General features: G+C 63.3%; 22 protein-coding genes. 13 read left to right on the top strand and 9 right to left on the bottom strand.

Translation table 11 applies throughout. The features are described from left to right. Positions 1-18: 18 nt before the first annotated feature. From JQ628_RS13045 to JQ628_RS13025, 5 genes are all read left to right on the top strand, one after another. A complete protein-coding gene (locus JQ628_RS13045; protein WP_212222966.1) occupies positions 19-1,764 on the top strand; it encodes a L,D-transpeptidase in 1,746 nt (581 codons plus the stop codon). A gap of 38 nt (positions 1,765-1,802) precedes the next feature. Next, complete coding sequence (locus JQ628_RS13040; protein ID WP_212223157.1) at positions 1,803-3,419, top strand: hypothetical protein; 1,617 nt, start codon at positions 1,803-1,805, stop codon at positions 3,417-3,419. Positions 3,420-3,488: 69 nt separating this feature from the next. Beyond that, a complete protein-coding gene (locus JQ628_RS13035) occupies positions 3,489-4,064 on the top strand; it encodes a glutathione peroxidase (RefSeq protein ID WP_212222965.1) in 576 nt (191 codons plus the stop codon). A gap of 158 nt (positions 4,065-4,222) precedes the next feature. Beyond that, a complete protein-coding gene (locus JQ628_RS13030) occupies positions 4,223-5,200 on the top strand; it encodes a polysaccharide deacetylase family protein (protein WP_212222964.1) in 978 nt (325 codons plus the stop codon). A gap of 19 nt (positions 5,201-5,219) precedes the next feature. Then, complete coding sequence (locus tag JQ628_RS13025; protein ID WP_212222963.1) at positions 5,220-5,774, top strand: dihydrofolate reductase family protein; 555 nt, start codon at positions 5,220-5,222, stop codon at positions 5,772-5,774. Positions 5,775-5,852: 78 nt separating this feature from the next. On the opposite strand, the gene JQ628_RS13020 is transcribed toward JQ628_RS13025, so the two are convergent. Together JQ628_RS13020 and JQ628_RS13015 are read right to left on the bottom strand one after the other, a co-directional pair. Further along, a complete protein-coding gene (locus JQ628_RS13020; RefSeq protein ID WP_212222962.1) occupies positions 5,853-6,305 on the bottom strand; it encodes a DoxX family protein in 453 nt (150 codons plus the stop codon). 116 nt (positions 6,306-6,421) lie between these two features. Next, positions 6,422-8,731 carry an NADP-dependent malic enzyme gene (locus JQ628_RS13015; RefSeq protein ID WP_212222961.1) on the bottom strand — a complete coding sequence of 770 codons (2,310 nt, stop codon included), beginning with the start codon at positions 8,729-8,731 and terminating at the stop codon, positions 6,422-6,424. Between the two features lie 252 nt (positions 8,732-8,983). Here JQ628_RS13015 and JQ628_RS13010 point away from each other — a divergent pair, with 252 nt between their 5' ends. After that, entirely contained in the window at positions 8,984-10,966 is a 1,983-nt protein-coding gene (locus JQ628_RS13010; RefSeq protein WP_212222960.1) for a hypothetical protein, read from the top strand. A 1-nt stretch (position 10,967) separates the two neighbouring features. Here the strand turns inward: JQ628_RS13010 and aspS are convergent, their stop codons facing one another. After that, positions 10,968-12,743, bottom strand: a complete 1,776-nt coding sequence (gene aspS / locus JQ628_RS13005) for an aspartate--tRNA ligase (protein WP_212222959.1) — start codon at positions 12,741-12,743, stop codon at positions 10,968-10,970. 159 nt (positions 12,744-12,902) lie between these two features. On the opposite strand from aspS, the gene JQ628_RS13000 reads away from it, so the two are divergent. Together JQ628_RS13000 and rnd are read left to right on the top strand one after the other, a co-directional pair. Beyond that, positions 12,903-14,381, top strand: a complete 1,479-nt coding sequence (locus tag JQ628_RS13000) for a protein adenylyltransferase SelO (protein WP_212223156.1) — start codon at positions 12,903-12,905, stop codon at positions 14,379-14,381. A gap of 405 nt (positions 14,382-14,786) precedes the next feature. Next, positions 14,787-15,935: a ribonuclease D gene (gene rnd / locus JQ628_RS12995; protein ID WP_212222958.1), complete on the top strand. Its 1,149-nt coding sequence runs from the start codon at positions 14,787-14,789 to the stop codon at positions 15,933-15,935. Between the two features lie 12 nt (positions 15,936-15,947). Here rnd and JQ628_RS12990 read toward each other — a convergent pair whose 3' ends face one another. From JQ628_RS12990 to JQ628_RS12980, 3 genes are read right to left on the bottom strand one after another with little or no spacing between them, the layout of a single operon-like run. Further along, positions 15,948-16,505, bottom strand: a complete 558-nt coding sequence (locus JQ628_RS12990; RefSeq protein ID WP_212222957.1) for an isochorismatase family protein — start codon at positions 16,503-16,505, stop codon at positions 15,948-15,950. Beyond that, positions 16,502-17,116 carry a GNAT family N-acetyltransferase gene (locus tag JQ628_RS12985; protein ID WP_212222956.1) on the bottom strand — a complete coding sequence of 205 codons (615 nt, stop codon included), beginning with the start codon at positions 17,114-17,116 and terminating at the stop codon, positions 16,502-16,504. Before JQ628_RS12985 ends, JQ628_RS12990 begins: the two co-directional genes overlap by 4 nt. Beyond that, positions 17,103-17,732, bottom strand: coding sequence for a hypothetical protein (locus JQ628_RS12980; RefSeq protein WP_249127828.1), 630 nt, complete (start codon positions 17,730-17,732; stop codon positions 17,103-17,105). Before JQ628_RS12980 ends, JQ628_RS12985 begins: the two co-directional genes overlap by 14 nt. Before the next feature lie 52 nt (positions 17,733-17,784). Between JQ628_RS12980 and JQ628_RS12975 the strand changes: the two genes are divergently transcribed. Continuing rightward, positions 17,785-18,828, top strand: coding sequence for a LysR family transcriptional regulator (locus JQ628_RS12975; RefSeq protein ID WP_212222955.1), 1,044 nt, complete (start codon positions 17,785-17,787; stop codon positions 18,826-18,828). Between the two features lie 34 nt (positions 18,829-18,862). Here the strand turns inward: JQ628_RS12975 and JQ628_RS12970 are convergent, their stop codons facing one another. After that, a complete protein-coding gene (locus tag JQ628_RS12970) occupies positions 18,863-19,957 on the bottom strand; it encodes an autotransporter outer membrane beta-barrel domain-containing protein (protein WP_349628058.1) in 1,095 nt (364 codons plus the stop codon). Between the two features lie 400 nt (positions 19,958-20,357). Here JQ628_RS12970 and JQ628_RS12965 point away from each other — a divergent pair, with 400 nt between their 5' ends. Beyond that, complete coding sequence (locus JQ628_RS12965) at positions 20,358-20,561, top strand: cold-shock protein (RefSeq protein ID WP_212222953.1); 204 nt, start codon at positions 20,358-20,360, stop codon at positions 20,559-20,561. 71 nt (positions 20,562-20,632) lie between these two features. Here the strand turns inward: JQ628_RS12965 and purN are convergent, their stop codons facing one another. Both purN and purM read right to left on the bottom strand, forming a co-directional pair. After that, positions 20,633-21,286 (bottom strand): phosphoribosylglycinamide formyltransferase, encoded by a 654-nt coding sequence (gene purN / locus JQ628_RS12960; protein WP_212222952.1) that lies wholly within the window; start codon positions 21,284-21,286, stop codon positions 20,633-20,635. 4 nt (positions 21,287-21,290) lie between these two features. Further along, positions 21,291-22,364 carry a phosphoribosylformylglycinamidine cyclo-ligase gene (gene purM, locus JQ628_RS12955; protein ID WP_212222951.1) on the bottom strand — a complete coding sequence of 358 codons (1,074 nt, stop codon included), beginning with the start codon at positions 22,362-22,364 and terminating at the stop codon, positions 21,291-21,293. Positions 22,365-22,513: 149 nt separating this feature from the next. Between purM and JQ628_RS12950 the strand changes: the two genes are divergently transcribed. From JQ628_RS12950 to JQ628_RS12940, 3 genes are all read left to right on the top strand, one after another. Next, positions 22,514-23,056 (top strand): CDP-alcohol phosphatidyltransferase family protein, encoded by a 543-nt coding sequence (locus JQ628_RS12950; RefSeq protein WP_212222950.1) that lies wholly within the window; start codon positions 22,514-22,516, stop codon positions 23,054-23,056. A 72-nt stretch (positions 23,057-23,128) separates the two neighbouring features. Further along, positions 23,129-23,806 (top strand): DnaA ATPase domain-containing protein, encoded by a 678-nt coding sequence (locus JQ628_RS12945; protein ID WP_212222949.1) that lies wholly within the window; start codon positions 23,129-23,131, stop codon positions 23,804-23,806. Positions 23,807-23,943: 137 nt separating this feature from the next. After that, the gene (locus JQ628_RS12940; protein ID WP_212222948.1) at positions 23,944-26,139 is read left to right on the top strand and encodes an RNA degradosome polyphosphate kinase; all 2,196 of its coding nucleotides are present in this window, start codon (positions 23,944-23,946) and stop codon (positions 26,137-26,139) included. Position 26,140: the final 1 nt, after the last annotated feature.

Below are 26,140 nucleotides of genomic sequence, written 5' to 3'. Positions count from 1 at the left end.
CGGGATTCCCAAAGGATTATGCGCGTGAGCGGGCATCGGATTTCTATCGCGGACACGGCCACCGGGCGTTTTTGGAAAGTGGCAGTCTTGACGGCAGCCGGCACGATCGGCGCCACCTCGCAATCCGAGGCTGCCCTGTACTACTGGCAGGACTACGACCCCGGCTATTATCGGCCCGTCCAGCCTGTCCCGCAACGCAAGCGCGCGCGCAAGGCCACCGACAAGAAAAAAATGGAGAAGGCCGAAAAGGAAACCGGCGCCAAGCCGGTCGGCCCGCTGATCATTGCGATCTCGGTCGAAAAGCAGCGCGTAAGGGTTTACGACGCCAACGGGTTCTTCGCGGAAAGCCCGGTCTCGACCGGCACCAAGAGTCATCCGACGCCGATGGGTGTGTTCAGCATCATCCAGAAGCACAAGATGCACCATTCCAACATCTATAGCGGTGCGCCGATGCCGTACATGCAGCGGATCACCTGGTCGGGTATCGCAATGCATCAGGGCGTGCTGCCGGGCTATCCGGCCTCGCACGGCTGCATTCGCATGCCGATGGCATTTGCCGTGAAGATGTGGAACTGGACCAGGATGGGCGCGCGCGTGATCGTGACTCCCGGCGAAATCACGCCAAGCGCTTTCTCGCATCCCCTGCTCGCGACGCAGAAGGTGGTGCCGGTGGCCGGCGACATGCCGCAGGTCGACGCGCCGGTCGGCATCAAGTCGGACAAGGGCGCTGATGCGCAGCCGGCGGCCAAGACGAGCGATAGCGCCGATGCCGGGCTCGAACTGCGATCGACGGTCGGCCATGCCCTGACCCAGACGGCGGATGCAAGCGGCTCCATGCCCGCCCGCGCGGCCGTCACGATGTCCGATGCTTCTCCTGCCGCAGCTTCCGGCGAGACGAAGACGGCGGCTGCCGCAGCCAAGCCGGAAGTGACCAAATCGGACGAAGCAAAGCCGGAAACGGCGAAGGCCGCCGACCAAGTTCCCAAGAGCGTCGACACTGCGGTGTCCGAAGAGAAGCCGGCCGAGACCACGGCCGCCGATCATTCGACGGCAAAAGCCGAGATCAGCGCCAAGCCGCAAGAGAAGGCGCCCGAGAAGATCGAAGCCGAGGCCAAGGCCGAAGCAACTGCCGGGGTTGCAAAGCCCGACGCCGCCAAGCCGGAAACGGCCAAGACGGATGAACCGAAAGCGGCCGACAAGCCTGCCGAGACCAAGCCCGCCGAGACCAAGGCTGCGGATGCACCCGCCGACGTCAAGAAAGACCCCTCGCGCCTGCCGGGCGTCGCGAAGAACGAACTGAAGCGCGAGGGCCAGGTCGCCGTGTTGATCAGCCGCAAGGATGGAAAGCTCTATGTGCGGCAGAATTTCAAGCCGGTGTTCGAAGTACCGGTGACGATTGCACCGAGCGAGCGCCTCTTGGGTACGCACGTCTTCACCGCTGAGGTCGACAAGAGCGACACCAACGCGCTGCGCTGGTCGGTGCTTTCGATGCCGGTCACGGCACGCAACGCGCAGAAGAACGACGAGGGCGAGCGCGCCTCGCGCCGCCGCAAAGGCGCGGCCGCGGCTCCCGCAGAGGCGAAACCGGTGCCGGCGCCCAACAGCCCGGCCGAAGCGCTGGACCGCATCACCGTGCCGGCGGACGCTATGGCCCGCATCGCCGAGGTGCTTACCAGCGGCAGTTCGATCATGGTGTCCGACCAGAGCATCAACGCGGGCGGCGAAACCGGCGAAGGCACGGAATTCATCGTCAGGCTGCGGTAGCGGCGGATTGACGGCTGGGGTAGACCTCGGCCGGCATGATGAGTTCTCCTCCGGACGCGCCGCCCGAAACGGCGTCAGCAGACAATTTCGACCGATTGACGTTTCTCGGCTGGCGCTGGGGACTGGCTGCGATCGTCGCCGGCCTTGCAGCCTCATTCTTCCTGTTCGGCTACGCCGTGATCTACTGGCGCAATGCCGACATGGATTTCATGGTGATCCACAGCGCGCTCGCGCTGAATGACGGCAAGCCGCAATATTTTTTCGATCACACCGCCTACCTGACGATCCTGTCGACCAAATGGTGGTTCGCGCTTCTGCACGCCCTCGGCCTGCTGGATGCATGGTCGCTATCCTCCATCCCCCCCGCATCCGATGCGGCCGCCTTCGACGCCGCGATGACGCAAGCGGTACGCGCCGGCCGTTTGCTGGTCTTCCTGATCGCGACCGGCTGTGTGCTGATCTTTGCCGGGCTGATGCGCGCGGTGGTGCGCGACTGGCGCGTGGCGATGCTGGCAACGCTGGCCTTTGCCTTTTCCGGGGGCGTTGCCGTGCATTTGCGCATCCTGCGCAGCGAGCTCGTCGCGGCATGCCCCGTCATTTTTGCGCTTCTCGTCCTGATCATCGCCGGCCGCCGTGCCACTGTCGGCCGCCCGCTTGCGCTGGCGCTGGCCGCCGCGCTCTGCATGATCGGCATGGAAAACAAGGTGCAGGTCATCCTTCTGATCGGCGCACTGCCTTTTCTCGTGCTGCCGTTCGGAAGCCGTGAAAGCGCGAGCGTCCCGTTCTGGCGCAATACACCGTCCGCATGGGTGGCAACCGCCATTTCAGCGGCCGTGGCCGCCGCTGCACTCTGGATCGCCTCGCCGCTGATCGCCGCCGGGTTCGATCGCGCGCTGTTCGAAGCCGCGCAATTCCGCCCTATCCTGTTTGGACGCTACGGCGTCTATCAGGTCGCGCTCGCTTTGGTGATCGCCGGCTGCATGATCGCCTATGCCGCGATCTGGCGCGTCAGCGTCGCCGAGACGCTGACGTCGATGCTCGCGATGATCGCGGCCGCCGCACTCGCTCTCTTGTTGCTCTATGCCGCATATGACGGACGCAACGTGATCGCCGTCATGAACCCGGTCGAGAAGATGCTGGTGTTTGCCGATGCCAGCGGCAGCGGTGCAACCGGGCTGTCGGGCGTTCTGGCCGTGCTGCTACAAGGTATCGGCTCCGTTCTCGCCCGCTACACCTTCTTCCTGCACTCCTCGCCGCGTCCGACGGTATTCCTGGTCTGGCTCATCATCCCCGGCCTCGTGGTGGCATGGCGGCGCGGCGACCGGCTCGTCGTGCTGCAATCGTTGATGCTGCTATTGGCGGCGATCGGCATCGACGCGCTGGGCGTGCGGCGCGGGTTGAAGGCGGAGTATTTTATCTTCACCGACCCGCTGATTATTCTTTCCGGGGCCATCCTGCTCGATCGTCTGAGCGATCTTCGTTTCAACAAATGGGCGTACGCCGTCGGCATGACGCTGTTCGCGCTGCATCTCGCCGTCGGTCAGGCGGAGCCGGTCAAATACGCGTTCAAGCGCACCGGGCCGCAATCGATCTGCGAATGGAACAGATATTATGTCCCGTTTCTGCCGCTGCCGTGGTGCCCGCCGCGCGCATAACGGCTTGTTGAAAAGCAGTTGACCTGCGGCTGGGCTATTCTGAAGGTTGGCGTCACCTGAGGGATGACCATGATCGACCGCAGGATATTTGTCGCGGCAGCGTTGGCTGCGATTGTCGAACCGTCATATTCGCGCACCGCTCTGGCGCAGGGCGCCGTCAGCAGGATCACGGCTTACGCCTTTTCATTCCCGGCACTGGCCGGTGGCGACATCAGGCTGGCGGAGTACACCGGCCGCCCGCTGCTCGTGGTCAATACCGCTTCGCTCTGCGTCTACACCCCGCAATATACCGGCTTGCAGGAGCTGTGGACCGAGTTCTCCGGCCGCGGCCTTGTCATCGTCGGCGTGCCCTCCAACGATTTCGGCGGACAGGAACCGGGCGGCGCGACCGAAATCACGGAGACCGCACATCATCAACACGGCGTCACCTTTCCGATGGCCGCCAAGGCCGTGGTCAAGGGTCCGGCCGCGCACCCCTTCTACAAATGGGCGGCGGAAGCGCGGCCCAAGGAGGTCCCGCGCTGGAACTTCCACAAATACCTGATCGGCCGCGACGGCTATATCGCAGATGTGTTCCCGGAAAGCGTGGCGCCCGGCGATACGCGCGTGAAAACCGCCGTCGCTCGGGCGCTGGCCGCCAGTTGAATTAGCCCCGTAGTTAACCGGCCCCCACGACAAATCGGGGACTGTGTCCTCCCTGCGTTGGCGGGGCCGCTCCAACTAGGGTAATATGCTGACGGGGCGGAGGTTCGGGTCAGGCAGAAATGGCACCGGACGACAGGGAAACTTTTAGGGAAAACACCATGCGTATTGCGGCAGGTATCATTTTCGCCGGCACGGTCTCGTTGCTGACGTCGAGCGCGGCATGGTCGCAGACGCCTCCCGCCGCCAAGAGTGCGGCGCCCGGCGCGCCTCAGGCCGCTGCCGCTCCGCAGGCAGCACCCGCCCCGGCTCCAGTCGCCGTAAAACAGCCGCCGCAGCCCGCACGTGCCGCCTGCACCAATCCGAATGCCCTCGGTGTCGGCCGCACCGTCGAGATCGACACGACCGGCGGACCGGGTTTCGGCTTCGAGCATTTCAAGACGCTCGACTTCCTGCGCGACAAGGAAGTGGTGCTGACGTTCGACGACGGTCCGTGGCCGGTCAACACGCCGGCCGTACTGAAGGCGCTGGCGGAAGAATGCACCACCGGCATCTTCTTCACCATCGGCAAGCACGCCACCTACTATCCGGAAATCCTCAAGCAAGTGTACGCCGCGGGCCACACCGTTGGCACCCACACCTGGTCGCACCAGGCGCTGGTCAACAAGAAGCTCAACGAAGAACAGCGCAAGGAAGAGATCGAAAAGGGCTTTGCCGCCGTGAAATGGGCGCTCGGCGGCGTTTCGCCGGCACCGTTCTTCCGCTTCCCCGCCCTACAGCATCCGCCGGAGATGGTCACCTATCTCGGTGAACGCAACATCGCGATGTTCTCCTGCGATCTCGACTCCTTCGACTTCAAGGCCAGGAACGCGCAGCAAGTGATCGACACCGTGATGCGCAAGGTCGACAAGCTCGGCAAGGGCATCATCCTGATGCACGACTTCCACAAGCATACCGGCGAAGCCGTGCCCGAACTTCTCAAGCGCCTGAAGGCCGGCGGCTACAAGGTGGTCGCGATGCGGGCCAAGGAGCCGGTGCAGGTGATCGCAAAGTATGAGGAAGAGGTCATCAAGGATCTCAAGTTGCCGACCGTGAGCTCGCGCCCGGTGTCCAGCGTCGTCACCACGGTTTCGGAATAGGCTTCGACAGCCCACCAACATGGCGCTGCGCATCGACGGCTATGTCATCGTCTCCGCCGACGGCATGCTGGCGAATGCGCAGAACGTCATGCCGGACGAATTGAAGTTCGAGGGCGACAAGCAATTCTTCAGTGCCGCGCTCGACCATGCCGACCTGATCGTGCATGGCCGAAACTCGCATGAGCAGCAACCGAATTCGCCGAAGCGCAGGCGGATCGTCCTGACCCGCAGGATCGAGGCGACCGCGCCCGATCCGGAATATCCCAGGGCGCTGTTGTGGAATCCCGACGGCGCTTCATTCGAGACTGCCTGCGAGCAGGCAGGCGTCACCTCCGGCACCGTCGCCATCATCGGCGGCCCCGGCGTGTTCGGCATGTTCATGGACCGCTACGACACGTTCTGGCTGTCGCTCGCGCCAAACGTGCACCTGCCGGGCGGCGAGCCCTGCTTTCCCGGCGTGCCTGAGCGCACGCCGCAGCAGGTGCTGGCGTCACACGGCCTGAAGGCGGGTCCAACGCAGATGCTCGATCCTGTGGATCAGGTCTCCGTCACACCATGGCGGAGGGTGGCCTAGTACCGCGAACGAGCGCCAATCCTACTGTGCATGGGGTTGTTTTGCGATTTTTTGAACCGGGCTCAATTTCCCAGAGCGCTACACGTCCCCATACGCCGGCTCGACCGAGCGCGGGCCCTTGCCATAGCCGGCGATGATGAAGAGCGCGCCGATCAGCGACAGGTTCTTCAGGGCATCGATCAGCGTCTTCGCATTCTCGGGCGGTGTCTGGTTCCAGAAATCATGGAAGTAGAACGTTGCGAAGCAGATGAAGATGATCATCAGGATGGCGAAGAAGCGCGCGCCGAAGTTGAGTGCGATCAAGAGGCCCGCGATGATCTCGAAACCGCCGACCCCGATCGCCAGCATCTGCGGCGTCGTCATGCCGGTCATGGTTTCGAGCTGGGCGGTGTAGGGCGCAAGCAGCGAGGGGATCGTTACTTTCGAACCGATGTAGTCGGCCGTCGGCTGGATGCTGAACAGCTTTGTCGCGCCGGTGTAAATGAAAAGCACGGCGAACAAGACCCGCCCGAAAGTAATGAACGCTGGCATAATCGTCCCCTCAAAATGCAAATGCGGCAAGCCGCGCAAACCATTATGAGCGTTCCGCTTTCGCTTTTCAAACGATCAAATCACGCCTCGCAAACAGGAACCGTTCAAACCCGCCATCAGCCGAACAAACTCGGCTGCTGGCGACCTGCCCGCTCCTGCGCCTCGACCGCCGCCACCGCCGTCATATTGAGCACGCCGCGCGCGGTCACCGAGGGCGTGAGAATGTGGGCCGGCCGCGCCGGGCCGATCAGGATCGGGCCCACCGGAAGAGCGTCCGCCAGCGCCTTGATCATCTGATAGGCGACGTTGGCGGTGTCGAGGTTCGGCATGATCAGGATGTTGGCCTCACCCTCCAGTTGCGATTGCGGCAGGATCAGGTTGCGCGCGGCCTGCGACAGCGCGGTGTCGCCCTGCATCTCGCCATCCGCCTCGATCTCCGGGTGCTTGTCCTTCAGGATCTGGGTCGCCCGCCGCATCTTGCGCGAGGACTCGGTATCGTAGCTGCCGAAATCGGAATGTGACACGAACGCGATCTTCGGCTTGATGTTGAAGCGCTGGACATGCACCGCCGCCAGCGAGGCCATTTCCGCGAGTTCCTCCGCGCTCGGGTTCGGCCGCACCTGGGTATCGGCGATGAAATGAGCGCCCTTGCTGGTGATCATCAACGCGAGCGCCGCGTAGTCGCTGATACCCGGCAGGAAGCCGATGATCTCGCGCACGTGCCGCAGATGGCTCATGTAGCGGCCTTCGACACCGCAGAGCATGGCATCGGCCTCACCGCGCATCACCGCAAGCGCCGCGATCACCGTGTTGTTGGTGCGCACCACCGTGCGCGCCGCATCCGGCGTGACACCGCGCCGGCCGGCGACATCGATATAGGACTGCACATAGGAGCGATAGCGCGGGTCGTCCTCGGGGTTGACGAGGTCAAAGTCCTGGCCGGCCTTGATCGCGAGGCCGAAGCGCTTGATGCGCGTCTCCACCACCGAGGGACGCCCGACCAGGATCGGCCGCGCCAGCTTTTCTTCCAGCACCACTTGCGTGGCGCGCAGCACACGCTCGTCCTCGCCTTCGGCATAGATCACGCGCACCGGCTGGGTCTTTGCCTTGGCAAACACCGGCTTCATGACGAGGCCGGAGCGGAAGGCGAAGCGCTCCAGCAGCGCGCGATATTCATCAAAATTCCTGATCGGACGCGTCGCGACGCCGGAGTCCATCGCGGCCTTCGCCACCGCCGGCGCGATCCGCAAAATCAGCCGCGGGTCGAACGGGCTCGGGATCAGCGAGCCCGGGCCGAACCCCTGCGTCTCGCCGGTGTCAAAACCATGCGCGACTGCGTCCGACGGCGGATCGCGCGCAAGCTGCGCGATCGCGTCGACCGCGGCGTGCTTCATTTCCTCATTGATCGCGGTGGCGCCGACATCGAGCGCGCCGCGGAAGATGAAGGGAAAGCACAGGACGTTGTTGACCTGGTTCGGGAAGTCCGAGCGTCCAGTGCAGATCATCGCATCGGGGCGAGCCTTGCGCGCCTCGTCCGGCATGATCTCCGGCACCGGGTTGGCAAGCGCCATCACCAGCGGCTTGTCCGCCATCTGCTTGACCATTTCGGGCTTCAGCACGTTGGGCGCCGACAACCCCAGGAAGATGTCGGCGCCGCCGATCACGTCGCCGAGCACGCGTGCGTTGGTCTTCTGCGCGTAGACCGCCTTCCAGCGGTCCATCAGCGTGTTGCGGCCCTCATGCACGACGCCGTCGATATCGCAGACCCAGATGTTCTTGCGCTGCGCACCCATCGACACGAGAAGGTTGAGGCAGGCGATCGCCGCGGCACCCGCGCCGGAGCAGACGATCTTCACATCAGGCAGTTTCTTGCCGTTGAGCATCAGCGCATTGACGATCGCCGCGCCGACGATGATGGCGGTGCCGTGCTGATCGTCGTGGAATACCGGGATCTTCATGCGCGCCTTGAGCTGCGCCTCGATCTCGAAGCATTCCGGTCCCTTGATGTCCTCCAGATTGATGCCGCCGAAGGTCGGCTCGAGCGCCGCCACCGTCTCGACCACCCGCTCGATGGTATCGGCGCCGATCTCGATGTCGAACACGTCGATACCGGCAAACTTCTTGAACAGGACCGCCTTGCCTTCCATCACGGGCTTCGACGCCAGCGGTCCGATGTTACCGAGCCCGAGCACGGCAGTGCCGTTGGAGACGACCGCCACCAGATTGGCGCGGGTGGTCAGCGAAGCCGCTTCCGCCGGGTTCTTGGCGATTTCGGTGCAGGCCGCCGCCACGCCCGGCGAATAGGCCAGCGCCAGGTCGCGCTGGTTGGCGAGCGGCTTGATGGCCTGGATCTCGAGTTTTCCCGGCCGCGGCAGCCGGTGATAGGCCAAGGCTGCGGAATGGAGTTCTTCAGAACTGGACGACATACACGCTCCCCGCGGGCTTCCTCGACCCCGCCGTAGGATGTCGGCGGTTTGTCTTCGTTTTGCGGCAGATTGGGCCGGATGTGAAGCATGCGCAACCACTTGATGCAATATCCGAAAGCAGCGGGTCAACAATGAGCCGGATCGACCAAAATCGCCAAACCGGCTACCATGAACGTCCCTCCTCCCGCGGTCATTTGGACCCGACAATATGGCAGGTTCGCCTGTGCTCAATCGGTAATCGGAGCTGACCGGATGGTGAAGATTTTGGGCGGCGTGCTCGCCGCCATTGCGATCGCGGTCGGCGGCTTTTTCGGCATGCAATTCTACATGCAGCATCGCGTCGTCAGCGGGATCGAGGGCGCATTCGAACAGATTCGTGCGGCGGGCGGCAAAGCCAGCTACGGCAAGGTGTCGTTCGACCTGTTGAGCCGTACCGTGACAGTCGCCGACATTGCTACCCAATCGTCGGCGCAACCTCCGGCAAATATCAAGATCGCTCGCATCGTCGCCTCAAACGTCTCTCAACAGGATGCGACACGGTTTTCTGCCGACAGCATTGAGGCCGCGGATGTCGAGGTCGCAGCTACGATCGGGACGCAGCCGGGCTCCTCCGTCACCTACAAGGCGCCGCTCATCACCGTGAAGGACTATTCCGGCCCGGCCGGCCTGCCACCGCAGCCAGCTTCCTCGTCGGCGATCGACCAATACCGCGCTGTCATCGGGCAGTTTGCAGGGATCAACGCGGCTTCGATCAGCATCGCCAGCATCGTCGGGACCATGCGCTTCGGCACCTCGCCACAGGACGGCACCTTCAGCTATGCCGGCCTTGAAGCGCAGGGCATCAAGGACGGCAAGATTTCCACCACGAAGGTCGACGGCTTCTCGTTCGCGGTAACGACGCTGGAAAAAGGCAGGCCGCAGAAGGTCGTGGGCGAGATGACAAATCTTGCGATGCTCGATTTCGATGCGATGGCGATTGCAGCGGCTATCGATCCACAGAATGCGAATGACGATCGCTATCGCCGCGTCTATCGGCAGGTCGCCACCGGCCCCTATACCATCACCGCCCCACAAGGCGTGCGCACGCGGATAGAAGGATTGACAGTTGACGATGTGGGACTGCGGCCGTCGCGGATGAAGCTCGAAACGCTGCTGGCGATGATACCGCCGGCAGGCACCACGCCCAGCCCGGCGCAGGCGCGCCAGATGATGGAGAATGTCGCCGGATTCTATCAAGGCTTGCGGATCGGAAATATGGAAGCACGCGACATCTCGCTGGAGATACCGGCGGGCGGCTCGAGCAAGCTATCGGCGATGCGGCTCAACTTGGAGGATGGCAAGGTTCGCGAGTTTGCCTTCGAAGGATTCGACACGAGCACGCCAAAAGGACCTTTCAAGGTCGGGCGCTTCGCGCTGAAATCCCTCGACCTCGCCGGCCTGATGCGATTTGGGGCACTGTATGCAACCCCGGCCCCGCCGCCTTCTCCGGACCAAGCGCTCGGTCTGTTGCCACTGCTTGAAGGCGTCGAGCTGAAAACCTTCGCCGCGCCGTTCAAGAACACCAGCAAGCGCATCACGATCGACACGATCAATCTGGATTGGGGACAATTCGTCGGGCCGATTCCGAGCAAGTTGCGACTGGCACTGAAAATGGCAGCCCCGCTCGATGCGAGCAATCCTGCACAGAAAATGCTGGTTGCGGCCGGCTTGGACACGGCAGTGCTGGACCTCGATCTCGGCGCGGCCTGGGCGGAAGCATCGCGCACGTTTGCACTTGAACCGGCGTCGCTCGAACTCGGCGGCGTCCTGAAGGCTTCGGTGCGGGTTTCGCTCGCCAACGTGCCTAAAGGAGCGTTCTCGCCCAATCTGGCGCAGGCAACGGCGGCGGCGGCGCAAATAGAGGCCGGAACGCTTGAGTTGGTACTGCGAGACACCGGCGGCGTCGACTTCACGGTCGCGCAACAGGCCCGTGAGCAAAACATCAGTCGGGAGGAGGCCCGAAGCGCCATTGCCGAGGGCTTGAGGACGGCCGGCAAGGAAGCTGCCACGACCAATCCCGATGCCGTGGCGGCAGCTCAGGCGCTCGCCCGCTTTTTCGAAACTCCCGGACAAACGCTGAACATCAAGCTTACGCCGCTCGGCAAGGTCCCGATGTTGCAGCTCATCCAACTATTGAAGACCGACCCGGTAGTGGCGCTGGCTCAGTTCCGGATCGAGGCTTCGACGGGTCTATAAGCTACTTCTTGTCGGGCAGATTGGTCCGGATGTGAAGCTCGCGCAACTGCTTCGGCGTGGCTTCCGAAGGCGCGCCCATCATCAGGTCCATTGCTTGCTGGTTCATCGGGAATAGCGAGATTTCGCGCAGGTTGGTGGTACCGCACAACAGCATCACAATCCGGTCAACGCCGGCCGCCATGCCGCCATGCGGCGGCGCGCCGTACTGGAAGGCGCGATACATGCCGCCAAAGCGGTCGACGACTTCCTGCTCGCCATAGCCTGCGATCTCGAACGCCTTCACCATCGCTTCCGGCTTGTGGTTACGAATGCCGCCGGAGGCGATCTCGTAACCATTGCAGGCGATGTCGTACTGGAACGCCTTGATGGTAAGCGGGTCCTGCGTCTGTAACGCCTCCAGCCCACCTTGCGGCATCGAGAACGGGTTGTGCGAGAAATCGACCTTCTTGTTCTCCTCGTCGTACTCATACATCGGAAAGTCGATAATCCAGGCGAGCTCGAACCGGTCCTTGTCGATCAGGTTCAATTCCTCGCCGAGCTTTGTGCGCGCGAGCCCCGAGAACTTCCAGAATTTTTCCGGATCGCCAGCGACGAAGAACGCGGCATCGCCTTCCTTGAGGCCAAGCTGAGCGCGGATCGCCGCCGTCCGTTCCGGTCCGATGTTATTGGCGAGGGGACCAGCGCCCTCGCCGCCCTCGCGCCACATGATGTAGCCGAGGCCCGGCTGACCCTCGCCCTGCGCCCAGGAGTTCATGCGGTCGCAGAATGCGCGCGAACCGCCACCGACGCCGGGGATGGCCCAGACCTGGTTCTTCGAGTCTTCCAGCATCCGCGCAAATACCTTGAAGCCGGAGCCGCGGAAATGCTCGGAGACCTCCTGCATCACGATCGGATTGCGCAGGTCGGGCTTGTCGGTGCCGTATTTGCGGATGGCTTCGGCAAAAGGAATCCGCGGCCAGCCTTTTGTGACAGGCTTGCCGTCGGCAAAGTCCTCGAATACGCCGGTGACAACCGGCTCCATCGCCGCAAACACGTCGTCCTGCGTCACAAAGCTCATCTCGACGTCGAGCTGGTAGAACTCGCCGGGCAAGCGATCGGCGCGCGGGTCCTCGTCGCGGAAGCAGGGCGCGATCTGAAAATACCGGTCGAAACCCGACATCATCAGGAGCTGCTTGTACTGCTGCGGCGCCTGCGGCAGCGCGTAGAATTTTCCAGGGTGGATGCGCGACGGCACCAGGAAGTCGCGCGCGCCTTCCGGAGATGAGGCAGTCAGGATCGGGGTCTGGAATTCGAAGAAGCCCGTCTCCTTCATGCGCCGGCGCATGGAATCGATGATCGCGCCGCGCGTCATGATGTTCTGGTGCAGCTTTTCGCGGCGCAGGTCGAGGAAGCGGTATTTGAGACGGATGTCCTCGGGATATTCCTGCTCGCCGAATACCGGCAGCGGCAATTCGCCGGCAGGCCCCAGCACCTCGATGTCGCTGACATAGAGCTCGACCATGCCGGTCGGCAGTTCCGGATTGTCGGTGCCCTCGGGGCGGCGGCGCACCTTGCCTTCCATCCGCACCACCCATTCGGAACGCAGCTTTTCGGCATCCTTGAACGCCGGTGAATCCGGGTCCGCCACGCACTGGGTCAGGCCGTAATGGTCGCGCAGGTCGATGAAGAGCACGCCGCCATGGTCGCGGATGCGATGGCACCAGCCCGACAGGCGAACGGTTTCGCCAATGTTGCTCTCGCGGAGCGCGCCGCAGGTGTGGGTCCGGTAACGATGCATGGAATTTCCAGAAAAAACAGATGTCGGAGGGGTCGAATCGGCGGCCAAAAGGCTGTTCCGAATTGCGGGAGGGTTTAGCCGAGGCGGCTAATGGCGGCAACCGAATGCGGAGGCGGTTTTGGGCTCGAAAAAGGCCGTCCGCGTGCCTATCTTGGGGCCATGACGGTGCATTTCCCCTTCGAGCACACCTATGCGGCGCTGCCAGCAAACTTTTTCGCGCGTGTCGCCCCGACCCCCGTAGCAGCCCCCCGGCTGATCAAGCTGAACCGGCCGCTGGCCGAGCAGCTTGGCCTTGATCCCGACCTGCTTTCGACCCCGGAAGGCGCCGAAATCCTGGCCGGAAAACGCGTGCCCGAAGGGGCCGATCCGATCGCCATGGCCTATGCCGGCCATCAGTTCGGACATTTCGTGCCACAACTGGGCGACGGCCGGGCCATCCTGCTTGGCGAGGTGATCGACCGCGACGGCGTCCGCCGTGATATCCAGCTCAAGGGTTCCGGCCCCACCCCGTTCTCGCGCCGGGGCGACGGCCGGGCCGCGCTGGGGCCGGTGCTGCGCGAATACGTCGTCAGCGAAGCAATGTTCAAGCTGGGCATCCCGACCACGCGTTCGCTCGCCGCCGTCATGTCCGGCGAGAGCGTGATGCGCGAAACCGTGCTGCCCGGCGCCGTGCTGACACGGGTCGCTGCGAGCCATATCCGCGTCGGCACATTCCAGTTCTTCGCCGCACGCGGCGATACCGACGGCGTGCGGCAGCTCGCCGACCACGTCATCGCCCGCCACTATCCTGATCTGGCGCAGGCCGACCGCCCCTATCACGCGCTGCTGGACGCAGTGATCGCCCGACAGGCGAATCTGGTCGCGCAATGGCTTTTGGTCGGCTTCATCCACGGCGTGATGAACACCGACAACACCTCGATTTCCGGCGAGACGATCGATTACGGCCCGTGCGCCTTCATGGACGAATATAATCCGGCGACGGTATTCTCCTCGATCGACGAGATGGGCCGCTACGCCTATGGCAACCAGCCGCGCATTGCGCTGTGGAATTTGACGCGTCTGGCCGAATGCCTGCTGCCGCTATTTTCCGACGACAAGGACAAGGCGATCGAGCAGGCCCAGTTCGCGCTCGGCGCCTTCGCGGAAAAATTCACCGAGGCCTATCAGGCAGGCTTGCGGCGAAAGGCCGGCCTGTTCACGGCGCGCGACGGCGACGAGGCCCTGGTGCAGGATCTGCTCGACGCCATGACGAAGAACCAGGCCGACTTCACCCTCACCTTCCGCCGCCTCGGCGACATCGCCGCCGATCCGGCCAACAGCGAGCCGGTGCGCGAATTGTTCGTCGATCCCACGGCGTTCGACCCCTGGGCCGAACGCTGGCGCCAGCGGATCGCAGAGGAGCCGCAATCAGCCTCCGAGCGGCAACTGGCGATGCACCGCGTCAATCCCGCCTTCATTCCGCGTAACCACCGCATTGAGGCCGTGATCCAGGCAGCGGTCTCCAATGACGATTTTGCGCCGTTCGAAGAGCTTTTGACGGTGCTGTCGAACCCCTATGAGGACCAGCCGGCGTTCGCGGCCTACGCCGAGCCGCCCGAGCCGCACCAGCGCGTGCACCAAACGTTCTGCGGCACCTGAGGCGTTAACCGCGCTTGTTAAGCGCGCGTCCACCATTCAATCGTGCGCTTTCGGCCGCAATTGCCCTAATTAAGATTCGATCAACATGACCCCGACAAGTCTAGGAACTGTTGGGGAGAATTGTCATGGACGCGTTTGCGATTGAGTTTATCGGGCTCGCGATGGTTGCATTGTGCCTCGCCGTGCTCGCCGTTCCATCGGGACGACGGCCGTCCCGGCGCATGCGGCACCACTGATTATTGAGGCACACCGCCGGTTCGGTGGCCTTTTCCGGCCGACCGGCCATGCGGATCCGGCTTCAAGCCGGCCGCGGCAAGGAAAAATACAGGGCATAAATGCCCCGCAAGACCCTTGACAGACCAGCGCTTTCGGCAGAACGCCTGTCGGACGCGTCATGGACTGTTCATGGATCTGATCACTACCACTTCCGAGCTGGCGGCGGCCTGCGCCCGGCTCGCAAAACACCCCGTCATTACGGTCGATACCGAGTTCCTGCGGGAGACGACCTACTACCCCCTGCTCTGCGTCGTGCAGATGGCGAGCCCGGAGGAAGCAGTCGTCATCGACACGCTGGCCGAGGGCATCGAGCTGAAGCCGTTCTTCGATCTGATGGGCAACGAGGCGGTGCTGAAGGTGTTTCACGCCGCCCGCCAGGACATCGAGATCGTCTGGCACCAGTCCGGCACCATCCCGCATCCGATCTTCGATACCCAGGTGGCGGCGATGGTGCTCGGCTATGGCGACAGCATCGCCTACGACCAGCTCGTCGAGCGCATCACGGGCCACCGGCCGGACAAGACTCACCGCTTCACCGACTGGTCGCGCCGGCCGCTGACGCAGGAGCAGACGAATTACGCCGTCTCCGACGTCACCCATCTGCGCGACGTGTTCATCGCACTCGATGCCGATCTCAGAAAGCGCAAGCGCAACGACTGGGTCAGCGAGGAGATGGAGATCCTGACCTCGCCGCGGACCTACGACTTCCACCCCGAGCGCGCCTGGGAGCGGCTGAAGACGCGCGTGCGCAAGCCCAAGGAGCTCGCGGTACTGATCGAGGTCGCAGCCTGGCGCGAGCAGGAAGCCCAGAGCCGCGACGTGCCGCGCTCGCGCGTATTGAAGGACGATGCCGTCGGCGATATCGCCACCCACGCGCCGACCAGTCTCGAAAAGCTGGCTCATCTGCGCTCGCTGCCAAAAGGCTTCGATCGTTCGAGATGGGGCAGCGACATCGTCGCCGCCGTGCAGCGGGGCCTGGCGCGCGATCCCCATACGCTGCCCAAGCTTGAAAAGCCGCGCAACAATTCGAATGGCGCCGCCATCGTCGAACTTCTGAAGGTGCTGCTGCGCATGACGTCGGAACGGCATGCCGTCGCCAGCAAGGTGATCGCGACCGTCGACGATCTCGAGCAGATCGCGGCCAACGACAATGCCGACGTCGCAGCCCTTCACGGCTGGCGCCGCGAATTGTTCGGTGAAGCCGCGCTTGCGCTCAAGCACGGCCGGCTGGCGCTTGCGATCGAGAAGGGCCGCGTGGTCCGGGTCGAGCGGACCTGATCCCGGCCGCCGTCACATGACGGAAGCCACCGCGCCTCTGGCGAGGTCGGAGCTCAGCACCACGCCGGCAAAATTGCCCGCCGCCTTCAGGACCGCCGCCTTGTAGCCCCCGGCGTCTTCACGGCCGCAAGCTACCGCATCCGTGATGACCTGATAGCGGTGGCCGCGATGAAACCCCTCGATCACGGTCGCCAGGATGGTTTCGTCGAGCGAAAGCCCCATCACCGCGCAGCGGATATTCTTCATGCTCGACATGTATTCGGCGAACCGCGTCGCGCTATAGGCCGACGGCAGCGGGTGCTCGAACACCATCTCGCCCGGCCGCGGCCTGAACCCGGAAATCCAGTCGGACCGGTTGGACTGCGGATCGAACCAGGCGGCCCGCGCAATCCGCTTCAGATGAAGCACCGGCCACAAATTATCCCGCCACAACGACAGCAACGCGCCGCAGCGCGAAGCGACCTCATCGGCATCGGCGGCTTCAGCGAAAACCTCGATCTGGAGATTGGCACAGACGAGGACCGGTGGCTCCTCGTGCAATGGCGGCGTGGCCTCTCCACCGGCGATCATGTCTGTGCCATCTCCATGTTGCGCAGTGGCGAGGTCACCGCGCGCTCCGCCGAGAAATCCAGCACGCCGGGCCGATCCCAATCGCCCTCGGGACGGATGATCACATACGGATCGCTTTCGAGCGTGATCGCATCCGGCGACGGCTCGATGTCGAACACCATCTCGGTGTAGGAAAAATCGGAAAACGTCACCTTGCGGCCGCCTTCGAGCGGCCGGCCGCCGAAATGCGCCCAGAAGTTCACCAGGCGGTCCTGCGCCAGCCCGTAGATCTTTCGAAAGCCCTTGCGCTTGATGTAGTCGACCGCGGCCTGCACCAGCTTGAATGAGACGCGTGTGCGTCGATACTGATGGCGGACCGCAAGACGCTCGATCTTGGCGAACTCGCCGAAGAAGCGCACGCGCAAGCATCCCGCCGGCTCGTTGCCGATGTAGCCGATGAAATGCGCCGCGCAGAGATCGTTGCCGTCGAACTCTTCCTCGATCGGACAATCCTGTTCGGCGAGATAAACCGCGGAGCGGATCGCAGTGATCACCATCAGGTCGTTGGCATCGCGTCCGAGGCGGATCGTCACAGTGCGTGCAGGCGGCTTCGGCGGTCTAGTACCGTGCATCTTCAAAACTCCTTACTGACGAACTCGATGTGCGCGTGGCGGTCGGTTGACGATTCCAGGGGCGCTGGTAGCGCCATAGATCAGGCTGCGCGCTCGGGACCTGCACAAAGCCGGTTGTGATCATGAGATCGCGGCCTGCGGCGGTAGACGGTTGTGCAAAGCAATCGGCGTTCACGAAGCGCGGCTGGCGCAAATGGGCCGCGGCCTTGCCGAGGCCTGCGATGCCGCGGCCGCTTGCTCCGATCGCCCAGATATAGGTCGCCGCGACCTGCTCGTTGCGCGTTGCGAAAAACTTGAAGTCCGGGTGTGAAGGCGAGAACTCGCCGGAGATCAATGCGTCGTGACCGCGGCCGTCGAGAAACAGAAACGCCATTCCGCCGAGCAGTTTTCCGCGGTGCGCAAAGACGAGGATGCTTGCCGGATCGAAATCGAAGTGCCTGCGGAGGGCCCGTTCCCCGATCTGAACTCCCGGAACCATCTGCGTCGCCATGTCGGCGATTGCCGAAATTTCCCGGTCCTGTGCCTGCCGGACCTCGACCGCCGCCTCGGCCGACAAATAATCAAAATCCCGCTTCCTATTGGACAAACTGGCCCTTTCCATCGCCGAATTGCGCATCTATCGTTGCTTGAACCCGCGTCCGGTACCTTAGCGGGTGTGGATTTGGGGTATGCAGCAACTATTGCACCGGGGTGCTGCGATCACGCAGCACCGGACCGATGAGATCCCTGACGCCTCCTGGGACGATCTGAAATCGTTCCTGGCCTGCGCGCGCTACAAGAGTTTCCGCCACGCCGCCGATCTGCTCGGCGTGACCAGCACCACGTTGATGCGACGCATCGACCGGCTGGAGGAGATGATCGGCTTCAAGCTTTTCCTGCGCGATCAGAGCGGCCTCACGCTCAGCGAGGAAGGTCACTCGATGCTCGCCGACGTGATTGAAATGGAGCGTCATGCCTTCAACATCTTCCGCCGTGCCTCGCAGAAATGGAGCAGCACATCCGGAACGGTGCGCGTGGCGGTCACCGAAGGGCCCGGCAATTTCTGGATTTTGCCACGGCTGATCGACTTCCAGAGAACCTATCGCAAGATCACCGTCGACTTACGCTGCGCGATGGAACAGGCCGATGTTGCACGGCTGGAAACCGATATCGCGATCCAGCTCGAGCCGCCGACCAATCCCGATCTCATCGTAGCCAAGCTGGGGCGGATGCACATATACCCCTTCGTTTCGGAGGGTTATCAAAAGCTCTATGGCATTCCGAAAAGTCTCGCGGAGCTGAAAGAGCACCGGATCATCAAGCAGAGCGCGCCGCAGATCGACGACACCGCCTATGCGCGCATTCTCGGATTGACGTCGCTCGAAGGCGTGGTCGGCATCAAGACCAACTCCTCCATCGGCGTGTTGTATGCGGTGGAGCGCTCCGCCGGCGTCGGCTTCCTGCCGTCGGCGGTGATCGCGATGGGTGTGCCGCTGGTCGCGGTCGATCTGGGCGTCAGCCATCACGTCGATCTGTGGCTGACCTATCACAAGGAGTTTCGCAACTCCGACCGGCACAAGATCGTCATCGACTGGCTGAAGAAGATTTTCGATCCAAAACTCTATCCCTGCTTCAGGGACGAGTTTATCCACCCGAACGATCTCGTGCCGATGATGAGCGGGCCGCGGCAGAGTTTTGGGCTGGGCGGCTACGCCGCGACAGGGCCGGCGTAGAGCATCATGATGCTCAAATAGAAGGGCGCCTGCGCTACCACTTTATTTCAAGGCCGACCGTGCCTTGATGCGACTGGTACTGCGAACGGAATTTTCCGTCGTAATGCGCATAGAGGCGGAAATTGTTCGACAGGATGAGCGAAGCCGCGGCCCCCGCATCGGCGCCGTACTGACTCTCGCCGATGCCCTGCACGCTGACCGGCAGGAAGCCGGGAATGCTGACCGTCACGGTGCTGAAATTCTGCATGACGTTGTCGATGAATTTTCCGTAGGCCGACAGGTCGAGGATTTTGCGATCGATGATGAAGTAGTGCCCAACCTCGGCGCCAGCGAGAATCCGCGCGCGCTCCGCCGACGCGCCGCTCGCCGTGACCAGGAAAAAGGCCGGCCCGATTTCCCGGAACGCATCGGTCGAGGAGCGCACATATTCGAAGGCGACCTTCGGAACGATGCGGCTCTGGCCCTGCGTCCAGTAATAGTCGAGCTCGATCAGGCCGCCGTCGATCCTGGCGTTGTAGTAGGCGTTCGCAAGACTGGCGCCGGTGTCGCGCACTGAATTGATATTGCCAAAACCGTGAACGAACGCGCCGGCGACCGTCCATGGTCCCTTGTCGACCGAAAACGTTGCACCGACCTGGGTGAGATCGAGCGTGGCGGACTGGAAGGCGAGCGGCACGTCGATCTTGCTGCGGCTGTGGTCGATGGAGAGGCCGAGATTGACGCCGGGCGCGACCGTCGCCCCCGCGCCGACCACGCCGCCCCACGTGGTGCGCCGGTCGCCGGCAAAATCGCCCTGCGGATTGGTCGTCGCCGAAATGCCGTAGCCTTCGCCCCAGACGCGGACCTTCGGCGCTTCGACGGCCTGCGACGCGCCGCCGCCGGCCGGGTTGTTTCTACCGATGCGGTCCAGGCTGTTGGTCGCCCGATGGCCGAGGCGCTCCAGATAGCCGCTGCCGAGATTGGTGACGGCGTTATTGACCGAAATCTCGGAGCTGATGATGGTAAGGCCGGGCGTGGGTGTCGGCGCGGGAGCCGGCAGCAACTGGGCCTGTGCCGAGGATAGAGCCACCGCCGAGACTGCAAATGCGAACGCGGCGGTCCGCACCAGCCTGCGGATGGCCCCGGTCACCCCTGCTCGCGAAGCCCGCAGCCCGCAGCGCATGTGCTCATTCCCAACCCGCGCACCGGCTCGAATTGCCGGATTCTGCCCAATCCGCGACGATTTGCCCTTAGTTCTCGGGGAGCGTCAATCGTTTGAAACGGGCCAAACCGCGCGAATAGCGGCCCTGTTGTCCGATAGCCACAGGTCGGGCCACGGCGCGGCGATTTCCCGAGCCCCGTCCGACGCTTGCTAACTGGGGATTTTCATGTTGCAATCCCTGTCACAATCGGGTCCAGGCCGTTCGACTGTGCGTTTCGCGACTTTCAAGTTGAAGACTCGGAAATCGAGCAGAGACACCCAAGCCGGTTTGTGGCGTGGCACGGAAACGTGGCCGCGTCTTTTTTACGTCTAGAGCAGGAGTCAGGCGATGCCGAAGGGTACCGTCAAGTGGTTCAACCCAACCAAGGGTTACGGGTTCATCAAGCCGGCCGTCGGCGATAAGGACGTGTTCGTCCATATCTCGGCGGTCGAGCGTGCGGGCCTCTCCACCCTCAACGAAAACCAGACTGTCGAATACGAACTCGTCGAGAATCGCGGCAAGTCGTCCGCCGAGAATCTCAAGGTTTCGTAGACTTCAGCTTCGAACACCAGTCCAGCGCAAGCAGTGAAGATCACCCCCGGCCGTCAGCCGGGGGTTCTTTTTTAGCCGGTCGCGGGCGAGATGAGCGCTTCGATGCGGCCGCCGCTGCCGGCAGTGCTGCAACGCTCGCCTTCGAGGGCGAGCCGGCCGCTCGCCAGCAGCCGCAGCGCCTCCGGATAGATGCGGTGCTCGACGTCGAGGATGCGTGCCGACAGCGTCTCGGCGGTATCGTCGTCGCGCACCGCCACGGCGCCCTGCATCACGATCGGCCCCGCGTCGGTTTCCGGAATCACGAAATGCACGGTCGCGCCGGAAATCTTCACGCCGGCACGGAGCGCCTGGCCGTGCGGGTCGAGGCCGGGAAATGACGGCAGCAGCGAGGGATGGATGTTGAGCATCCTGCCGTACCAGCGCTGCACGAATTCGGCGGTGAAGAGCCGCATGAAGCCCGCAAGACAAATCACCTCGATCCCGTGATCGGAGAGCGTAGCTTCCAGCGCCTGCTCAAAGGCGGCGCGGTCTTTTCCGAACGGCTTGCTTTCGATCACTGCGGTCGAAATGCCGCTGGCCCTGGCCTTCTCGAGCCCGGCGGCATCGGTCCGGTTGGAGATCACGACCGCAATCTCGGCCGGAAAGTCGCTGGCACGCGCCGCCTCGATCAGGGCGGCCATGTTCGAGCCTCGTCCGGAGATCAGGATGGCGACGCGACGTTTCATCGGTTCACGGCGCCAGATCGAGGTGACCGTTATAGACCACGCGGTGCTCGCCGGTGGCCGGGATCACTTCGCCGAGCAGCGCGACGGTCTCGCCGCTCTCGGTGAAGATTTCCGTGACCTTTTCGACCGCGTCCGCCTGCACGATCGCGATCATGCCGATGCCGCAGTTGAAGGTGCGCAGCAATTCGAGCTCGGCAATGCCGCCCTGCTCCGCCAGCCATTTGAACACCGGCAGCACCGGAAGGCGCGCCAGATCAATGCCGACGCCAAGATGCTTTGGCAGCACGCGCGGAATATTGTCGGTAAAGCCGCCGCCGGTGATATGGGCCAGGCCCTTCACCGCGCCGGTCTCGCGGATCGCGCGCAGGCAGGATTTCACATAGAGCTTGGTCGGCGTCAGCAAGGCGCCGCCCAGCGTCATGACAGGCGAGAACGGCGCCGGCGCATCGAAGGCGACGCGCGAATTTTCCACGATCTTGCGCACCAGCGAAAAACCGTTGGAGTGCACGCCCGAGGACGCAAGCCCGATCACGGCATCGCCCGCGGCGATATCGCCGCGCGGCAGCAGCGTGCCGCGCTCGGCCGCGCCGACCGCAAAGCCCGCCAGATCATAGTCGCCGTCCTTGTAGAGCCCCGGCATCTCCGCGGTCTCACCGCCGATCAGCGCGCAGCCGGACTCCCGGCAGCCCTCGGCAATGCCCGCGACGATCGCCGCGGTCGCTTCGGGATTGAGCCGGCCGCAGGCGAAGTAGTCGAGAAAGAACAGCGGTTCGGCGCCCTGCACCACGAGGTCGTTGACCGACATCGCCACGAGATCGATGCCGATGCCGCCGTGCAGCCCGGTGTCGATCGCGATCTTGACCTTGGTGCCGACGCCGTCGGTGGCGGCCACCAGAACCGGGTCCGTAAAGCCGGCAGCCTTCAGGTCGAACAGGCCGCCAAAGCCGCCGATTTCGGCGTCGGCGCCAGGGCGCGCAGTGGCGCGAACCATCGGCTTGATGAGATCGACCAGCCGGTTGCCGGCATCGATGTCGACGCCCGAATCGGCGTAAGTGAGCCCGTTTTTGCGGTCGGCCATGCCAAATTCCAGTTGAATGCCGGCTGGTTACGTCGGATTCCTGCCCCGCGCAATGGCTCGCAAGGGCCTTCTCCCTGTACTATGTGTAGATAACAGCCGGATCGGCCCGCAACGGACCGAAAACCAGCCGGTAGCCGGGAAGCGCCGCGTTGAGTATTCCGAACATCATCACCCTTGGTCGCATCATCCTGGTGCCGATCATCGTCTGGGCCATTGCCTCGAACCAGATGGAGATTGCGTTCGCGGTCTTCGTCATTGCCGGCGTCAGTGACGCCGTCGATGGTTTCCTGGCAAAGCGCTTCAACATGACGAGCGAGCTCGGCGCCCTGCTCGACCCGCTCGCCGACAAGGCGCTGCTGGTGTCGATCTACGTCGCGCTCGGGATCTGGGGCGCGGTCCCGCGCTGGATCGTGATCCTCGTGGTGTCGCGCGACATCATGATCGTCTCCGCGGTCATCGTGTCGTGGCTGTTCGACAAGCCGGTCGCGATGAAGCCGTCGATGGTGTCGAAACTGAACACGGTCGCGCAGGTGGCGTTCGCGGCGCTGGTGCTGGCCTCGCTCGGATTTGGTTTCGAGCCAAGACCCTACGACCTTATCCTGATGGGCTTCGTCACGGTCTTTACTTTGGTTTCCGTCTCGCTCTATCTCGTGGAGTGGGTGCGGCACATGAGCACGATCGAAGCGCGCTAAACGCATGATCCGGAAAAGTGGACACCGGTTTTCCGAAAAGATCATGCAAAATAAAGGCCGGAAGAGTTTTTCGTGGCAGGTCACGTTCAACCCCGTCAGCTTGCGTTCGCGTTGCCGCACGCGGAAAGTCTGACGCGTGACAATTTTCTGGAAGGCCCGGCCAACGAAGCCGGCCTCACGCTGATCGAGAGCTGGCCCGACTGGCCGAACCGCATCATGCTGCTGGCCGGCGAAGAAGGTTCCGGCAAAAGCCACCTCGCCGCGATCTGGGCCGAACAATCCGGCGCCCGCTCGATATCGGCACACGCGCTGACGGCCGCGTCCGTGCCGGGCGCGCTGGCGACCGGCGCGCTGGTGGTCGAAGATTTGCGGCCTTCCGGCTTCGACGAGCGCGCACTGTTTCACCTGATGAACCTGGCGCGCGAGGACAGCGCCTACGTCCTCATCACGGCGCGCCTTGCGCCCGTGGCATTCGACATCGAACTGCGCGACCTGCGTTCGCGGCTGCGCGCCGTCCCTGTCGTGCCGCTGTCGCCGCCGGACGACCAATTGTTCCGGGCCCTGATCGTCAAGTTCTGCGCCGACCGCCAGCTTACGATCGATGAGTCCGTAGTGAATTACCTCGCCAACCGGATCGAGCGCTCCTATGCCGCAGCGCGGCAGGCGGTCGAGCTGCTGGATACCGAGGCCCTGCGGCAGGGCCGGCCGGTGACGCGGGCTCTGGCCGCCGAATTGCTGCGCAACGCCTGAATTTGCCGGAACGCATGCCTTGACGGCCGGCGGGCGTGGAACATCAATGTCATTGAAACGTCACCGCTCTATCACATGGTTCGCGGTGGCTTTGCGCGACAATGCGGGCAAACTGCCTCTTGATGGATCGAATTCTGATGGAATCCACCCAAGCCGTTGTAGTTAAAGAGAAAGAAGCCGAGACCGAGGCCCATCCGTCGATTGCCGACAGCCCGGAGCGCTTCATCAACCGCGAGCTTTCCTGGCTGCATTTCAATCGCCGTGTGCTGGAAGAGTCGGTCAACCCCGGCCATCCCGCGCTGGAGCGGGTACGGTTCCTGTCGATTTCGGCCAATAACCTTGATGAATTCTTCATGGTGCGCGTCGCCGGCATCAAGGCGCAGGTCCGCGAAGGTATCACCGAACGCAGCCCCGACGGCCGCACGCCGCTTGAGCAATTGGTTCTCGTCAACGAGACGGTGTCACGCCTTGCCAAGGATCAGCAGGCGATCTGGGCCGACCTGCACCACATGCTCGCCGACGTCGGCATCGTGCTGGTGGAAGCCAAGGACGTCACCAAGACCGAGCGCGCCTGGATCGAGGATCACTTCCTCCACAACATCTTTCCGCTGCTGACACCGCTGGCGATCGACCCGGCCCACCCCTTCCCGTTCATCCCGAGCCTCGGCTTCACAATCGCATTGCAGTTGCTGCGCATGACCGATGGCAAGGCCATGAATGCGCTGATCCGCATGCCCGGCAAGATCGATCGCTTCATCCGCATGCCGGCGACCAAGGAAGGCGTGACGCGGCTCATTACTCTCGAGCAGGCCACCGGCCTGTTCATCGGCCGGCTGTTCCCCGGCTACACCGTCAAGGGCCAGGGTGCCTTCCGCATCATCCGCGACTCCGAAATCGAAATCGAGGAAGAAGCGGAAGATCTCGTTCGCACCTTCGAGACGGCGCTGAAGCGCCGCCGCCGCGGATCGGTGATCCGGCTCGAGATCGACGCCAAGATGCCGGAGGAGTTGCGCGCCTTCGTGCAGCAGGCATTGTCAGCCGCCGACGACGAGGTCTTCCTGGTCGACGGCGTGCTCGCGATGAACGAACTGTCGCAACTGACCCGGCTGGACCGGCCCGACCTCGAATTCCCGCCCTATGTGCCGCGCCATCCCGAGCGGGTGCGCGATCACGGCGGCGACATCTTTGCGGCGATCCGGCAAAAGGACCTGATCGTCCATCACCCCTATGAATCCTTCGACGTCGTCGTGCAGTTCCTGCAACAGGCGACGCGCGATCCCGACGTGGTCGCGATCAAGCAGACGCTATACCGCACCTCCAACAACTCGCCGATCGTGCGTGCGCTGGCCGAGGCGGCCGAGGCCGGAAAATCCGTCACCGCGCTGATCGAGTTGAAGGCGCGCTTCGACGAGGAAGCCAATATCCGCTGGGCGCGCGATCTCGAGCGCGCCGGCGTGCAGGTCGTGTATGGCTTCATCGAGCTGAAGACCCACGCCAAACTGTCGATGGTGGTGCGCCGCGAGGGCGGCAACCTCACCACCTATGTGCACACCGGCACCGGCAACTATCATCCCGTCACCGCGCGCATCTATACCGACCTGTCCTACTTCACCTCGGATCCGGCGATCGGACGCGACGCGGCGCGGGTGTTCAACTTCATCACCGGCTATGCCGAGCCGATCGACATCGAGAAGATGGCGGTGTCGCCGCTGACGCTGCGCCAGCGCATCATCGAACACATCCATGGCGAGACCAGCCACGCCAAGCACGGCAAGCCGGGCGCGATCTGGATGAAGATGAACTCGCTTGTGGACCCCGACATCATCGATGCGCTCTATGAGGCCTCCCAGGCCGGCGTCGCGGTCGAGCTTGTCGTGCGCGGCATCTGCTGCTTGCGGCCGGGAATCGCCGGCCTTTCCGAGAACATCCGCGTCAAATCGGTGATCGGCCGATTCCTCGAACACGGCCGAATCTACTGCTTTGGTATGGGTCAGGGCCTGCCGAGCACGAAGGCGGCTGTGTATATCTCGTCCGCCGACATGATGCCGCGCAACCTCGACCGGCGCGTCGAGGTGCTCTGTCCGCTGCAAAATCCCACGGTGCATCAGCAGGTTCTCGAACAGATCATGGTCGCGAACCTGAAGGACAACGAGCAGAGCTGGCAGTTGTTGCCGGATGGATCGTCAACGCGTATGAAGGCCGCGAAAGGCGAGGAGCCTTTCAACCTTCATAACTATTTCATGACAAATCCGAGTCTGTCAGGCCGTGGAAAGTCGCTCAAGGAATCCTCGCCACGCCGCCTCACGCGCCGCAACGAGCGTACCTCTTCCTAAG

The sequence above is a fragment of the Bradyrhizobium lablabi genome (genome assembly GCF_018129385.1).
In the GTDB taxonomy this organism is placed as follows: domain Bacteria; phylum Pseudomonadota; class Alphaproteobacteria; order Rhizobiales; family Xanthobacteraceae; genus Bradyrhizobium; species Bradyrhizobium lablabi_C.
This window is presented reverse-complemented; position numbering and strand designations above follow the sequence as displayed.